Source organism: Acetobacter sp. JWB, from assembly GCF_003323795.1.
GTDB lineage: Bacteria > Pseudomonadota > Alphaproteobacteria > Acetobacterales > Acetobacteraceae > Acetobacter > Acetobacter oryzifermentans.
On sequence record NZ_CP030871.1, the window covers coordinates 2,187,501 to 2,201,060 of the forward strand.

Here is a 13,560-nt window from a genome sequence, read left to right on the forward strand (position 1 = left end):
GGCCTATTTTTTTGCAGCCTTGCTCTGTGGATTGGCGTGTGCTGCGGATTGGCAACTTTTGGCACCGGTTACCGTGCCTATGGCTTGCTGGTTACCAGTTTCACATCAGCCATTGTGGCATCTGGCGCCATTATGCAGCCAGACAATATCTTTGATATCGCCATGGCCCGTAGTTCCTACATTATCTTGGGAATTGTGTGTGAGGCCACTTTGGCCGTGGTGTTTATGCCGGGCTTGCAGGAACAAGCACAAAAACGCCTTTTAGAGCGCCTGAGCACAACCCTGCTCAGCACAAACCAAAGTATTGCTTCACTTATCCATCGCCCTCGCGCCATCACACTGGAGCCAGCATTATCTGCACTTCTCAATGCCAATGCGCGCGCAGAATATGATGCGCTGGAAATGGGCCCACATTCTCATGCCGCGGATCACGCACGCGCTGCTTTTGCAGGCATGATTACCATGCTGGCCCGCGGATATGGCCTTGCCCTCACGCATCAACTCACACCAACAAACCACACCATGTTGGCTGATGAAGCTGTAATTCGCCAGCATATTCAGGCTTGTATGCACCCAAAATCAGGAGATCATTTCCGCTTCAGGTTGCAATCTCGCAGGCATGCCGTAGAGGCAATGGATAACGGTATCCGGGCCTGCTTGGGTATTCTGGGGGCCTGGCTTGTATGGGAAGTGACAGCATGGCCCGCAGGCCCTACGTTTTTTTCTTTTGTTTCTCTCGTATATGGCTTGCTGGCTACGCGTGAAAATCCGCTTTTGGCGGCAGCTCCTTTTTTCAAGGGTGCTTTATGGTGCGGGTTAATTGCTGCTTTGTACGCGTTACTTGTTATTCCCGCCATAACGGCACCAGAACTTCTGGTTCTGCTACTGTTTATTCCAATGATTATTGGTGGACTGGCCGCGCGCCACACACAAACAGCAGGATATGCTTTTTCATTCAACATGTTCCTGCCAGTGCTGCTAGGCCCTGCCAATCAGGGACGATTTGATGAACAATCTTTTTTCAATACTACCCTAGCGTTTCTGGGCGCTGTGTTGTTCACTCGGTGGACTTTTCTGATTATCTTTCCATTCCGGCTTGATTCCCACATGCGCCGCACACGCCGATGGATTGAAAAAAGTCTGAACCATCTGGCACGCACGGGTGATAAAACCCAACCCCATATCTGGCTTTCCAGAAATGCCGAAAGCCTTGTGAGAATTATCAATACCTCTAAAGCTCTCCCTCAGGAAAAGACGGAGCAGTATATTCAGGAACAAATCTTATACATGGTGAAAGGCCTGTATCTGATTTTTCTACGGGATACTGTGAAAGACAAAACATTTCCCGATGCCTTAAAAACCGAACTCAAAAAAATCCTTCGCATCTGGGCATCTGGCAGCTCCATGCGGATGCAACAAACTCAGGATCTTCTAAATAGACTGAAACAGAAAGATGTCATTCCGTCTGCTCCAGACCAAGCGCTCATACAAAAAATATGCACATATCTGCATGTTCTGGCTGCCCCCATGAAATAATGGTTTTTCAGCCCCGTTCACGGTCTTACATATTTGGTGCTGAGACACTTACTGCCCGAGAGAATGCGCCGTATGCCCAAACCTAAAAACGACACACCAAACACAGATCGGGCAACCCAACGTGCATCTTCCTCTCAAACAGGAGCCAACTTGGGAAGTGGCGCGGGTATTACCGTATTTTTGGGTTTTATCGGGTTTATTGCTTCCCCACGCGCAAGCCTGCGTAGCTTGTTAGAAGATGCAAAAGACCATTACCGACGCAAAAAATAAGGCAAACTGTCTAACCGAAACCACAAAAGTGTCTAACCTTTGCAGAATACTGCAAAAAATAGCCAATCATTTCAAAGGATGGTGGACCCGGCGCGATTCGAACGCGCGACCTTTGCCTTCGGAGGGCAACGCTCTATCCAGCTGAGCTACGGGTCCGTGCGCCTTCCCTAACGCAATTCAGGGGTATTTGCCAAGCCTCTATCTGCATTATCCTGATAACTTCCCGTAGATAGATTTTTTTCTTATTCTGGTTCTATCATTTTGTCTGGATGAATTTAACGCGCCAAACCATCCAACCATGAGGCCGGAAACCACTTTCCCTCTGTCTTTGCCGGGTTTTGTGCCTGCCATGCACTGGCGGCAACATCTCCACCTGATGGTAAAAAGCTGTCTGGCTGCGTTATCCAGGTCAGCATGTCCTGCATCACCTGTTTTCCGTTTTTGTCGCGCAGCAACAAATGATGCCCGCCAGAAATTAGGTCCAACCGCGCGCCTTTGGGCAGAGTTTCCCATACCTTAGCCATTGCCTTGGAAGGCACGAGTTGATCTTTATCTCCATACACACAGAGCAACTGCCCTTTCATTTGCGGTGCTGCCGTGGCTGCCTGTTTCATCAAGCTTACCAACCCACGTAAAGCCTCAAGCTGGGTGGCTCGCAGAGTAAGCGGGTCAAAATACAGGCGCAAAAGAGCTGCCGGATTATCACTTGCCACCACGTGCACGGGCAGTTCTTGCCCCGTTACCAAATGGTGCGGAAAAAGCGTTGCCAAAACATCCAGTGGAATATCGGCCCCAAGCCCCAGATTCCACACAGCAGGTGCCAACAGCAATGTGCCTGCAACAGATGGTGCATCCGTGCCAGACATCAAAAGCATGAGAATAGCACCACCCATGCTTTCGCCCGTAAGATAGAGCGGTATTTGCGGGTTTTCTTGCTGAAGAATGGCTATTTCCTCCCGCACATCCTGCACCATGCGGTCTGAACCTGCCCATTCTCCACGGTTTGGGGCTTCTCCAAACCCGCGTTGGTCTGGGGCCACCACAGTTATGCCCTGCCCGGCAAAAAATGGTGCAGGTTGCTCCCATGCATCACGGCTATCATTAAACCCATGCAGCGCAAGCAATATGCCACGAGGTTGTCCTTGTGCCTGCCATACGCGCGCAGGAAGAGCTGCACCATCCGACAGTGTAAACATACGGTCAGGCGGAACCAACCGGGCGGCTGCCGCAAAGCGTGGGGGAGGCTTGGGGAGATCAGGAAGTTTCATGCTGCATCCTGTCATACTCAAAAACACAACCAGTAATGCGCAGCAATAGCGACCATGCTTGCTCACGCGCATGGGAAGATAAGAAAGGTGCAAAACCACAGCCCACCCAGCTATCATGCACACAGCCTGCACATGTCTTTCATTTAGGCATCATAGCAAAAAGGGGATACCACACCTATGTTGATACAGCCTGCCAACCCTGTGCCACACCCCAAACTGGGGCATGTTGAAACCATTATGGTGGACAAACGCAAAATTGCCTGTGATGGCGGCTTAAGCGAACTTGGACACCCCCGCGTATGGCTGAAAATTGGCGGACATCAAACTGTATGCCCCTATTGTTCACGCCTGTTTGTGCTGCAACCAGATGCCGAAGGACAGGCAGAACACTAACTGCTTTTTCTGCATCCTTTGCTTTCACCAACAGCAGGTTACAATTACAGGCAAGTTTGGCCTATGCTGCGCGCTCCTTATCGCAGAATGCACCATGAGTTTGCCTGTTATGTCCTTCCCACGTCTTACTGCTTCTGGCCTATCTCATTCTCTTACCTGGATGCAGGCAAGGCGGAACAGGCATGGCTTTACAGGCTGGCGGTCTGGGTTTGTGGCCATTTTGATGATGGCATGTGTTTTTTCCAGTGCTTCAGCAATCGCAGCGGAAAGCCCACAGGTTAAAACCGGCCATAGCATCGCAAGCCTGATAACAGCATCTGATACCGCTGATGCCAGTACTCCCTTACACATTGCCTTGCGGCTTCAGCTTCAAAACGGTTGGCATACCTACTGGCAAAATCCGGGAGATGCGGGAGATCCGCCAACTATCACCATAAATGCTGATGGCGCACTGCAAGGCAGCACGCAAATCATCCATTGGCCGGTACCTCAGCGCATTCCCGATTCTTCGTTAATGTCTTACGCCTATACAGGCGATGTTATTTTGCCTTTGGATCTTCCCCTTCAGACCGCAGACCAGAAATCAGACAAAATAAACATTAAGGCACATGCAAACTGGCTGGTGTGCGAGCACGTCTGCGTGCCAGAGGAAGCTGATCTTGCGCTTACGCTGAATAAAGGCTCTCCAACGCCCTCCGCTCAAGCACCTTTATTTGAGCAAACCTCACAGCACATGGCTGTGCCCTCACCTTACACGGCAACCTTTTCCTCCAACGGTATTTTACAGCTGACTGGCAAGGATCTGAACCCCACATCCGTATCCGATGCGTGGTTCATGCCAGAACAGCAGGGAAAAATTGCCGAAGCTGCCGAACAAAAATCCACTATCCGCAATGGCTCTGTCACACTGCACCTTAAATCGACTGCGGATTTTTCTGCCCTACGGTTCTTAGCTGGCATTGTGGTTTTGAAGGACAAAGCGGGCACAGAACGGGCACTGCAAATAAATGCCACCCATAGCGCATTAACTGATACACCAGAAAATACGCTCGCTGCTTCCCCCAGCTTTATACAGCAAATGCTGTTTGCCTTTATAGGCGGCATTATCCTCAACCTGATGCCATGCGTCTTTCCCATTCTGGCCATGAAGGCTTTAGCGATCACCCGGCTTGGCCATGCCGCAAAGCGGGAACAGATCCTGAGTGCATCCTGTTACGCAGTTGGGGTTATTGGCAGTTTTACCCTTCTGGGCGCAATCATGATGGCAGCACGTCTTACAGGTGCTGCAACGGGCTGGGGCTTTCAGTTTCAATCCCCTCTTTTTGTGGGGATGGTCTGTTGGCTCCTTTTTGCCATGGCCTTGAATCTTCTGGGCGTATTTTCTTTTTCTGCCGTTTCTATCAGCAGCGCACCACATACGCGCCACAGTTTGTGGAATGATGTTTTAACAGGCGTACTTGCTGTTGTTGTGGCCTCACCTTGCACCGCCCCTTTTATGGGCGTGGCTATTGCAGGGGCACTTTCTGGCCCCCCAATTGCTGGGCTTACCGTATTTGCCGCACTCGGTCTGGGGTTGGCGCTGCCTTATCTGTTGATTGCAGCTTACCCTTCCTGCGCCAGAATGTTGCCCCGCCCCGGCGCATGGATGGTTTATTTGCGCCAGTTTCTGGCATTCCCCCTGTTGGCATCCTGCGTGTGGTTGCTATGGGTTGCCACGCTGGAAGGTGGTGCTTCCATAGTTGTGCTGCTTGGGTCTGGTATAGTGCTTTTAGGTCTGGCTGCATGGGTTTATGGTTTGGCCCAAACGCACCAGAACACATTATCTGATCGCAAACGCTTTGCCCTACACGGCTTGGCTTTATTGGCATTGCTTGGCGCATTATCCATGCTGCCCATATTACGGCAACAAACTGCGGCTCCTTCTTCCGCACAAGGCATGTCTTTGCCTGAAGGCGTAGAAGCTTTTTCCGCCACTAAACTGCAAACCCTACATGCCAGCAAAAAAAATGTGTTTGTAGATATGACGGCTGCCTGGTGCATTACCTGTTTGGTAAACGAGCGCGTGGCGTTAGATGTGCCGGAAGTGCGCGAAGCCTTCAAAACCCAGAATGTCACCCTGTTGCGCGGAGACTGGACGACACATGATGCCGCTATTACGGCTTTCCTACGCCAACATGGGCGCGATGGCGTGCCTTTTTATCTGTTCATTCCAGCTAACGGAACGCCCGTAACACTGCCACAGGTGCTCACACCGGGGTTGGTTATGAAAACCATCAGTTCCGCACATTAATGTTGTATGGAACCTGAAAACACATTGATCACCAACACCCCGGCTATAATCAGGCCAATGCCAATAAGGGCCGGTGTATCCAGCATCTGTTTGAAAAACAAAGCGCCAATAGCAGAAACAAGCACAATGCCAACCCCGCTCCAAATGGCATAAACAATGCCTGTTGGAATGGTTTTGAGCGGAATGGACAGAAAATAAAAGGCACACCCATACGCTGCCAAGCTGGCAATAGCGTATCCCCAGCGCGCAAACCCATGCGAGGCTGTGAGCAAGGATGTGCCGATCACTTCAGATACAATGGCGATTGCCAAGTATAAGGTGGGTTTGGAAACCATTGTATCTAAGCCTTGCCCTTAGCTGATTTTTTCAATGCCCCCCATATATGGGCGCAAAACATCCGGTACGGTCACAGAGCCATCTTCGTTCTGATAGTTTTCCATTACCGCAATAAGGGTGCGGCCTACAGCAAGGCCAGAACCATTCAGCGTATGCACAAAAGCAGGTGCGGCCCCTGCCTGTGGGCGATAACGGGCGTTCATGCGCCGGGCTTGAAAATCCCGCGTATTGGAGCATGAAGAAATTTCCCGCCAAGCATCTTGCCCCGGCAACCATGCTTCCAGATCAAAGGTTTTTGCTGCACCAAACCCGGTATCTCCAGCGCATAGCAGCATACGACGATATGGGATATTCAGCTTTTCCAGAACTTTTTCTGCACAGCGCGTCATACGCTCATGCTCAGCATCACTTTCTTCTGGCGTGGTGACGGAAACCATTTCCACTTTTTCAAACTGATGCTGACGGAGCATTCCGCGCACATCGCGCCCGGCGGCCCCTGCCTCGCTCCGAAAGCATTGGCTTAGCGCTGTCATACGCAGCGGCAGTGCTGCACCTTCCAAAATATCCCCAGAAACAGAAGCCGTAAGCGGCACCTCTGCTGTAGGAATAAGCCAGCGGCCATCTTCCGTGCGAAAGGATTGATCTGCAAATTTTGGCAGTTTGTCTGTTCCGTACATGGCATCATCATTCACCATGACGGGCACCTGCGTTTCCGTATATCCATGCTCTGTCACATGCAGATCCAGCATAAACTGGCCCAAGGCACGTGCCAGACGGGCAATACCGCCACGCAGCACAACAAAACGTGAGCCAGAAAGCTTGGCGGCTGTTGCAAAGTCCATCTGCTTCAACGTTTCGCCCAGCTCAAAATGTTGCTTGGGTGTAAACGTAAAGGCAGGCTTTGTGCCCCATTCATGCTGCACCACGTTTGCGCTTTCATCCGGGCCTTCTGGCACGGTGGCATCCAAACGGTTTGGCAGGTTGGCGAGAAGGGCTGTGCTTTCACGACCCAGTGTATTAACCTGTTCTTCCAGCGCTTCCATTTCTGCGCGCAAGGCCAAACCTTCGGCCTCCAGATCACTGCTATCGCCACCACTCCGCTTTAGTGTGCCAATTTCACGCGCTAGCGCTTTCCGGCGGCCCTGCTTTTCCTGCAACACAGTTTGTGCTTGGCGGCGTTCCTCATCCCATGCCAGCAGCCGAGCCGAAACTGGCTCAATCCCGCGGCGGGCAAGATCAGCATCAAAAGCAGCGGGATCAGCCCGCAGGGCGCGAATATCATGCATGGGTTAGGGAACCTCCTGCTGGGTGTTGGATGTATCTTCCGCTTGGCTCGCCTTAAACTTAGGTTCAACCAAGCACGCGCAGATAATGGAAATTTCGTAAAGTAAGACCAAAGGCACGGCCAGACCGATCTGGGTAATGACATCTGGCGGCATCAGAATAGCAGCAATAACAAAGGCACCTACAATGGCATAGCGGCGGAAACGGCGCAGCATATCCGCCGTAACAATACCCACACGCGCCAGAAGCGTAAGCACCACCGGCAATTCAAACGCCACACCAAAAGCCATGATCAGTTTCATAACCAGAGAAAGGTATTCGGAAACCTTGGCTTGCAGTTCAATCTGCACCCCATCATGCCCAGCGCCTGCTGTTTGGAACGACAGGAAGAAACGCCACGCGATGGGAAAAATAAAGTAATAGGCCAAAGAGGCCCCAACCAGAAACAGAATGGGCGTTGCAATTAAAAAAGGTGCAAAAGCGCGTTTTTCCGATCGGTAAAGGCCGGGAGCTATAAAAATCCATGCCTGCATGGCCACAACGGGAAAAGAGAGGAACGCCGCCCCAAAAAACGCCACACGGATATAGGTAAAAAATGCCTCATACAGTGCCGTATAAATAAGATGTGGCTGTTCACCCTGCTGGCGCATAATTTCGCCCAACGGGCGCGCCAGAAACAGATAAATATCACCCGCATAGTGGTAACACAGCGCAAAACACAGAATAAAAGCCGCTCCCGCCCACAATAAACGGCGGCGCAATTCCAGCAAATGTTCGATCAACGGCATTGGCTGATCGTGAATAGGATCTTCCCCCACGGTTTCATTCTCGTTCATGGTTGATAATCCACCACCTGCTGTTCTGGCTCAGCCCCTTTCGGCTGCTCTGGCTGCATATCCATATCCTGCTGCCATGCTGGTTTACTTGGGCCAGATACGTGCCCCAATCTTTCACCCGGCGCCACACTGCGCCCACCGTGCATGACGCGCACTGGTGGCAAAAATGCTGGTGGATGCAAGCGTTCCTGCTCCTTTAAAATGCGGCGCACAATATTGGGCGGCAATTCTGGCGGGGCGCTGGCAATATCTTCATCTGTTATGGCTGGTTCATATGTACTGGGCACATAAGCAGAAACATTGGTTGTGCTTTGTGTGCTGGAAGCTGGCATATCCAATGCACGAGGGCCCGCAGGAATATGCTGTTCAGCAATTTGTGGCGGAGGTGCGAAAGAACTGCTTAACGTACCATCCGAATCAATGGCCTTCATGATCCGATTACGTACGTTGAGGTTTTTGAGGTCTCGGACTTGATCGCGCACTTCTGTCAGATCAGCTTCACGCACCATCTCATCAACGTGAGATTGAAACTCCCCAGCCAGTTTACGTGCCTTTTTTACAGCTCCAGCCAGCCCACGAATGGCCACAGGCAAATCCTTCGGGCCGATCACGACCAGAGCCACGGCGCCAATTAGCGCAATTTCAGACCAGGCAAAATCAAACATGGGCAGTTCCGTTGCTGCACGCACCGCACGGGAAAAACAAAAACGCCCGCACAACCAGATGCAGAGTATCTATCACGAGCCTTCTGGCGCGGGAACACGCGGTTTTACGCTTTCTTCCGCAACCTTTGGCGTTTTCTCTGCCTGCGCATCTGTATTTTCAGCGCCTTCAACTGGATCAGCCTCAGCCTGTAGCTCACTATCCAGCACGGCATCAGCATCTGACGTATCGAGGGTATGCTCTGTTTGGTCTGCGGCCTCTTCCTCGCCCTTTGCAAACGTAATTTCGGTTTGAGGGCGCCCCATTGCTCCCGCATTTTCGGGCACTTCCACCAACAGTTCCTCCCTACGCGGCAGATCCGCCAAGGAGCGTAAGCTAAAATGACGTAAAAAATCCTGCGTGGTGCCCCACAGCACAGGCCGCCCCGGCACTTCCTTGCGCCCTTTAGGCATAATAAGTGCAGATTCTATCAACGTATCCAGCACATTCTGCCCAAGGCTGACACCGCGTATTTCTTCTATCTGTACGCGTGTACAGGGTTGGTGGTAAGCAATAATAGCCAGTGTTTCCATAACTGCACGTGAAAAACGGCGAGGCCGCTCCAATACACGCGTAAGGGCTGGCGCCAAATCTGGCGCTGTCCGAAACTGCCATCCTCCGGCTATTTCAACAGGCATCACACCGCGGCCTTCATAACGCTGCACAAGGGCTTGCAAAACAGCCGTTACAAACGTTGCCAGATTATCCACCCCATCTGGCACAAGCTGACGCAATTCCAGCAATTCCGCCAACCGGCGCGCACTTACGGGTTCGGTAGACGCAAAAATAAGCGCTTCAGCCAAACGCAAAGCCTCTTCTGAAACCATAGTGTTTTCAGACTGAACCACTTTAATGGCTCCTTCACTTTCAGAAGCAGGTTTATCCGCCATGTCAGTGATCATGAAGTTTGTGCTTCTTCTGCTGGAAGTATGTTTTCAGCACTATCATGCTCGGTTTCATGTATTTCTTCATGCGGGCGTAGCATGATCTGTCCAAAAACCTCTTCCTGCCGCAATTCCAGCCTTCCACTTTTTGCCAATTCCAACCCCGCAATAAGTGTACCCGCCACAGCAGCACGCCGTTGGCGCACCGCATCTGCTCCTTCTGCCTGTTCAGGTAAAACATCTGGCAAAAAAGCATCCAGACTGCTCCAGCCCGGTGGTGTTTCACCTAGCAGACGTGTCAGTCTGCTTAAGGCATCCTGCACAGTCCAGAACCGTAAAGTGCGTGGGGCATAAATACGCTTGCGTGCATTACGCCGCATAGCCGCCATATAGGCCCGCATAAGCTGCGGCATATCTAGCACCAGACCAGAACGGTCTATTTCCACCAGATCTTCTGCCACGCCACGGGCAAATACATCCCGCCCCAATCTGGGCCTGTCATCCAACCAACGGGCCAGCTCACCCATACAGGCAAGTTCTATCAGCCGCTCCTGCAACAGTTCTGCGGCTTCTTCACCCTCTACAGCAAGTTCATCATCCGGAGGCAGCAGCAGGCGGGATTTAAGCCACGCCAACCATGCCGCCATAACCAGCCAGTCTGCGGCCAATTCCAGCCGAACCCGGCGGGCATTTTCTACAACGGCAAGATATTGTTCTACCAGTTGCAGAATGGAAATACGGGCCAGATCAACCTTTTGCGCCCGGGCCAGATCAAGCAGAAGATCCATAGGACCTTCAAACCCCTCTAACCGCAACAGCGGCACACGTGGCACCTGCTCTACCTGGGTATCAACATGAACAGGCAACACGCCAGAAGCCTCTGCCGGGCTTAGCGCACTTTCAACATCTGCCTGCGTGTGTCCTGCTTCCATTCTGCCAGACCAGTTGCAGCTTACTGCCGCACTACCATGCAGGCCATGCCGCGTTCGCGCACCGCAGAACAGAATTCACGCGCAGTTGCCACAGAAGCAAAGCCTTTTACGCGCAAACGATAGAACGTAGCGTTATTCTGCTCCGTCCGCACAAAGGAGGGGGTGCTCTCTCCAAACAAGGTGGGGTAACGCGATTTCAGACGTGACCATTCCTTACGTGCTTCATCTTCATTCTGCACCGCAGCCAACTGCACCTGATACTTTCCACCCTCTACACCGCCATGTGGCACAGTTGATGTTTTTGTATCAGCCGGTGCTGCTTTACTTGCTGCAGCAGTATCCTTATCCTTGGCCGGAACAGCCGCGTCTGGCTTGGGTTTCGGGTTATTGGCAACCGATTGCGCAGCCGCTGTATCCCCTTCCTCCCCGCTGGTAGAAGCTTCGGTTTCTTCCTGCGCAGAGGCGCTTGGCGCGTCTGCCGGAGGTGCCGCAGCCGCCTGCTGATCTGCTGCATGCCCAGCACCTGCCCCTTCTGCTCCTGTAGCCGGAACGGGCACCCCTTCCGGCTTCGCAGAATCACTTTCACCCTGTGCGCCATACTGGGCAGCCAAGGCTTCTGGATTAGGTTTTTCTGGGGCCGGAACAGGGTGTGCTTTTGGATCACCCTCCTCATCGGGCATGGCAACAGAATCAAGCTGCATCCCACCCGGATCAACCGGCTTTGTGCGCATGGAAACCGGTGGCGGCCCCATAATGGCGATACCATGCTGATGGTGCCCTATTAGCGCCCAGCCACCAATCCCCAACACCAGTAAACCACCCAGACCAGCCGCCCCGTAAACCAGCCGCCGCGTACCCGTATCACTGCTTAAAAAGCGGGTCAGCACGTTTTCGGTTGGGCGGCCACCTACAGCCGTTGGCCGTGTTGGTGCCGGGTCTTCATAATCCATACTCATACGCTCACGCGCACGACTGATCCTGTCATCCGCTGAAAATTTGGGCCGGTCTTCATCACTCATCAGCGCATTTCCTCCACGGGTTCCACACCCATGATTGCAAGACCAGAGCGGATAACCACCGCCGTAGCTGCAACAAGGGCAAGACGCGCACGGGTTGCCTCTACAGCATCTGGCTGAAGGAAGCGCAAAGAAGCATCATCCCGGCCACGATTCCATAAGGCATGAAAATCACCCGCCACATCTGCAAGGTAGAAGGCCACACGATGGGGTTCGCGCGCAAGCGCGGCGGCTTCCACCATACGCGGCCATTCTGCCAAACGGCGGATAAGCGCCATTTCAGCATCCGATGTCAGAGATTCGAGTGATGCTGAGGCAAGGGCTGCATCATCCGTATCACCATATACAGCGGCTTCTGCGGCGGCGCGCAACACGGAGCGACAACGAGCGTGGGCATACTGCACATAAAACACCGGGTTATCACGCTGCTGCGCCACCACCAGATCAAGATCGAACTCCATCTGGGCATCACTCTTGCGGGTAAGCATGGTAAAGCGCACCGCATCACGCCCGACTTCATCAATCAGATCACGCAGAGTAACAAACGTGCCTGCCCGTTTAGACATTTTAACAGGCTGTCCATCACGCAGAATATGCACAATCTGGCACAGCACCACTTCAAGCGGCACCGTATCACCCGTAATCGCCTTAACGGCGGCCTTCATGCGTTTGACGTAACCACCGTGATCGGCCCCCCATACGTCAATCATCATCTGCGCACCACGGGCTACCTTATCTGCATGGTAGCCAATATCGTTCGCAAAATAGGTATTGGTGCCGTCAGATTTGCGCAGTGGACGATCTACATCATCCCCAAACTGAGTGGAACGGAACAAAAGCTGCTCACGCTCTTCCCAATCTTCCGGCAACTTGCCTTTGGGGGGCTCCAGCACACCTTCATATAGCAGGCCCTGCTGTTCCAGCTTGCTGATGGCTGCATCTGTTACGCCACGGTGCAGCACTTCGGCTTCTGATGTAAACACATCGTGGTGCACACCAAGGGCTGCCAGATCCTCCTTGATAGCCGTGAGCATATGCGCCACGGCAAAACCACGCACTGTTTCCAGCCATGTGGCTTCCGGCGCTGGCAGGGGCGCACCATCTGCATCGGTTTCTGTCAGCTTGTTCCCGTATTCTGCCGCCAGCTCCATACCTACTGGAATAAGATATTCACCTTGATATTGCAGGCCACCGGGAGCCAACGCAGAAAAATCATCCTGCGTCATTTTGGTGCCAAGAGCTTGCAGGTAGCGCCAGTAAGCCGCCCATGCCAGCGCTTTTACCTGTGCACCGGCATCATTAATGTAAAATTCCTTGGTAACGGCAAAGCCTGCCTTGGCCATAAGGTTGGCAAGGGCATCCCCCACCACAGCCCCACGGCAATGACCTACATGCATAGGCCCTGTTGGGTTGGCGGAAACATACTCCACATTCACCCGTAAGCCTTTGCCAGCCTGAGATGCCCCATAGGCTTCACCCGCACGCAACACTGCGGGCAGAACACTACGCATGACATCGGGCTTAAGTGTAATGTTTACAAAACCCGGCCCGGCTGCGGCTACAGAGGCAACACCATCCACCTTTTGCAGGGCGGCGACCAGATCGGCCGCAATATCTGATGGTTTGCGGCGTGCCACCTTAGCCAGCAGGAGAGCAGCATTGGTTGCCATATCTCCGTGCGCGGGGTCTCGCGTTGGGGTCAGTTCCACGCGAGCCAGCGTTTCTTCCGGCACATTGGGCAGCAGTTCCTGCACAATGGCCAGAACATGTTGGCGATAACGCTGAAACACACAGTCAGACATAAAACACTTAA

13 protein-coding genes and 1 tRNA gene (1 of these 14 cut by a window edge) are annotated in these 13,560 nt (G+C 52.8%); 4 read left to right on the plus strand and 10 right to left on the minus strand.

The annotated features are described in order from the left end of the window. Both DS739_RS10335 and DS739_RS10340 read left to right on the plus strand, forming a co-directional pair. Window positions 1-1,536, plus strand: partial view of an FUSC family protein gene (locus DS739_RS10335; protein WP_035353377.1) — the 3' portion only. 300 nt of this gene lie to the left of the window's left edge; 1,536 of the gene's 1,836 nt are visible here — the last part of the coding sequence; its start codon lies off the left edge, out of view; the stop codon is at window positions 1,534-1,536. A 63-nt stretch (window positions 1,537-1,599) separates the two neighbouring features. Next, on the plus strand, window positions 1,600-1,806 hold the full coding sequence (locus tag DS739_RS10340) for a hypothetical protein (protein ID WP_035353375.1): 207 nt from the start codon (window positions 1,600-1,602) through the stop codon (window positions 1,804-1,806). Between the two features lie 79 nt (window positions 1,807-1,885). Here DS739_RS10340 and DS739_RS10345 read toward each other — a convergent pair. Next, window positions 1,886-1,962: transfer RNA gene (locus DS739_RS10345), tRNA-Arg, on the minus strand. A gap of 119 nt (window positions 1,963-2,081) precedes the next feature. Then, the gene (locus DS739_RS10350; protein WP_035353373.1) at window positions 2,082-3,191 is read right to left on the minus strand and encodes an alpha/beta fold hydrolase; all 1,110 of its coding nucleotides are present in this window, start codon (window positions 3,189-3,191) and stop codon (window positions 2,082-2,084) included. Between the two features lie 60 nt (window positions 3,192-3,251). On the opposite strand from DS739_RS10350, the gene DS739_RS10355 reads away from it, so the two are divergent. Together DS739_RS10355 and DS739_RS10360 are read left to right on the plus strand one after the other, a co-directional pair. Beyond that, entirely contained in the window at window positions 3,252-3,467 is a 216-nt protein-coding gene (locus DS739_RS10355; protein WP_035353371.1) for a zinc-finger domain-containing protein, read from the plus strand. Between the two features lie 94 nt (window positions 3,468-3,561). Beyond that, entirely contained in the window at window positions 3,562-5,757 is a 2,196-nt protein-coding gene (locus DS739_RS10360) for a protein-disulfide reductase DsbD (protein WP_035353369.1), read from the plus strand. Here the strand turns inward: DS739_RS10360 and DS739_RS10365 are convergent. From DS739_RS10365 to argS, 8 genes are all read right to left on the minus strand, one after another. Continuing rightward, window positions 5,754-6,092 carry a multidrug efflux SMR transporter gene (locus tag DS739_RS10365; protein ID WP_006115957.1) on the minus strand — a complete coding sequence of 113 codons (339 nt, stop codon included), beginning with the start codon at window positions 6,090-6,092 and terminating at the stop codon, window positions 5,754-5,756. The genes DS739_RS10360 and DS739_RS10365 overlap by 4 nt on opposite strands. An 18-nt stretch (window positions 6,093-6,110) precedes the next feature. Next, window positions 6,111-7,379: a serine--tRNA ligase gene (serS, locus tag DS739_RS10370; RefSeq protein ID WP_006115956.1), complete on the minus strand. Its 1,269-nt coding sequence runs from the start codon at window positions 7,377-7,379 to the stop codon at window positions 6,111-6,113. A 3-nt stretch (window positions 7,380-7,382) separates the two neighbouring features. Beyond that, window positions 7,383-8,213, minus strand: a complete 831-nt coding sequence (tatC, locus tag DS739_RS10375) for a twin-arginine translocase subunit TatC (RefSeq protein WP_006115955.1) — start codon at window positions 8,211-8,213, stop codon at window positions 7,383-7,385. Next, the gene (tatB, locus tag DS739_RS10380) at window positions 8,210-8,878 is read right to left on the minus strand and encodes a Sec-independent protein translocase protein TatB (protein ID WP_161596117.1); all 669 of its coding nucleotides are present in this window, start codon (window positions 8,876-8,878) and stop codon (window positions 8,210-8,212) included. The genes tatC and tatB overlap by 4 nt, the downstream gene beginning before the upstream one ends. A 72-nt stretch (window positions 8,879-8,950) precedes the next feature. Then, the gene (gene scpB, locus DS739_RS10385; protein WP_006115953.1) at window positions 8,951-9,817 is read right to left on the minus strand and encodes an SMC-Scp complex subunit ScpB; all 867 of its coding nucleotides are present in this window, start codon (window positions 9,815-9,817) and stop codon (window positions 8,951-8,953) included. Further along, entirely contained in the window at window positions 9,814-10,731 is a 918-nt protein-coding gene (locus DS739_RS10390) for a ScpA family protein (RefSeq protein ID WP_006115952.1), read from the minus strand. The genes scpB and DS739_RS10390 overlap by 4 nt, the downstream gene beginning before the upstream one ends. 20 nt (window positions 10,732-10,751) lie before the next feature. Further along, entirely contained in the window at window positions 10,752-11,750 is a 999-nt protein-coding gene (locus tag DS739_RS10395; RefSeq protein WP_035353366.1) for an SPOR domain-containing protein, read from the minus strand. Further along, window positions 11,750-13,549 carry an arginine--tRNA ligase gene (gene argS, locus DS739_RS10400; protein WP_006115951.1) on the minus strand — a complete coding sequence of 600 codons (1,800 nt, stop codon included), beginning with the start codon at window positions 13,547-13,549 and terminating at the stop codon, window positions 11,750-11,752. The genes DS739_RS10395 and argS overlap by 1 nt, the downstream gene beginning before the upstream one ends. Between the last annotated feature and the right edge of the window lie 11 nt (window positions 13,550-13,560).

Bases quoted from the DNA above. Each gene is read 5' to 3' on its own strand.
- DS739_RS10340 (WP_035353375.1), top strand. From the start codon at position 1,600: ATGCGCCGTATGCCCAAACCTAAAAACGACACACCAAACACAGATCGG.
- DS739_RS10350 (WP_035353373.1), bottom strand. From the start codon at position 3,191: ATGATAGCTGGGTGGGCTGTGGTTTTGCACCTTTCTTATCTTCCCATG.
- DS739_RS10355 (WP_035353371.1), top strand. From the start codon at position 3,252: ATGTTGATACAGCCTGCCAACCCTGTGCCACACCCCAAACTGGGGCAT.
- DS739_RS10360 (WP_035353369.1), top strand. From the start codon at position 3,562: ATGAGTTTGCCTGTTATGTCCTTCCCACGTCTTACTGCTTCTGGCCTA.
- DS739_RS10365 (WP_006115957.1), bottom strand. From the start codon at position 6,092: ATGGTTTCCAAACCCACCTTATACTTGGCAATCGCCATTGTATCTGAA.
- serS (WP_006115956.1), bottom strand. From the start codon at position 7,379: ATGCATGATATTCGCGCCCTGCGGGCTGATCCCGCTGCTTTTGATGCT.
- tatC (WP_006115955.1), bottom strand. From the start codon at position 8,213: ATGAACGAGAATGAAACCGTGGGGGAAGATCCTATTCACGATCAGCCA.
- tatB (WP_161596117.1), bottom strand. From the start codon at position 8,878: ATGTTTGATTTTGCCTGGTCTGAAATTGCGCTAATTGGCGCCGTGGCT.
- scpB (WP_006115953.1), bottom strand. From the start codon at position 9,817: ATGATCACTGACATGGCGGATAAACCTGCTTCTGAAAGTGAAGGAGCC.
- DS739_RS10390 (WP_006115952.1), bottom strand. From the start codon at position 10,731: ATGGAAGCAGGACACACGCAGGCAGATGTTGAAAGTGCGCTAAGCCCG.
- DS739_RS10395 (WP_035353366.1), bottom strand. From the start codon at position 11,750: ATGAGTGATGAAGACCGGCCCAAATTTTCAGCGGATGACAGGATCAGT.
- argS (WP_006115951.1), bottom strand. From the start codon at position 13,549: ATGTCTGACTGTGTGTTTCAGCGTTATCGCCAACATGTTCTGGCCATT.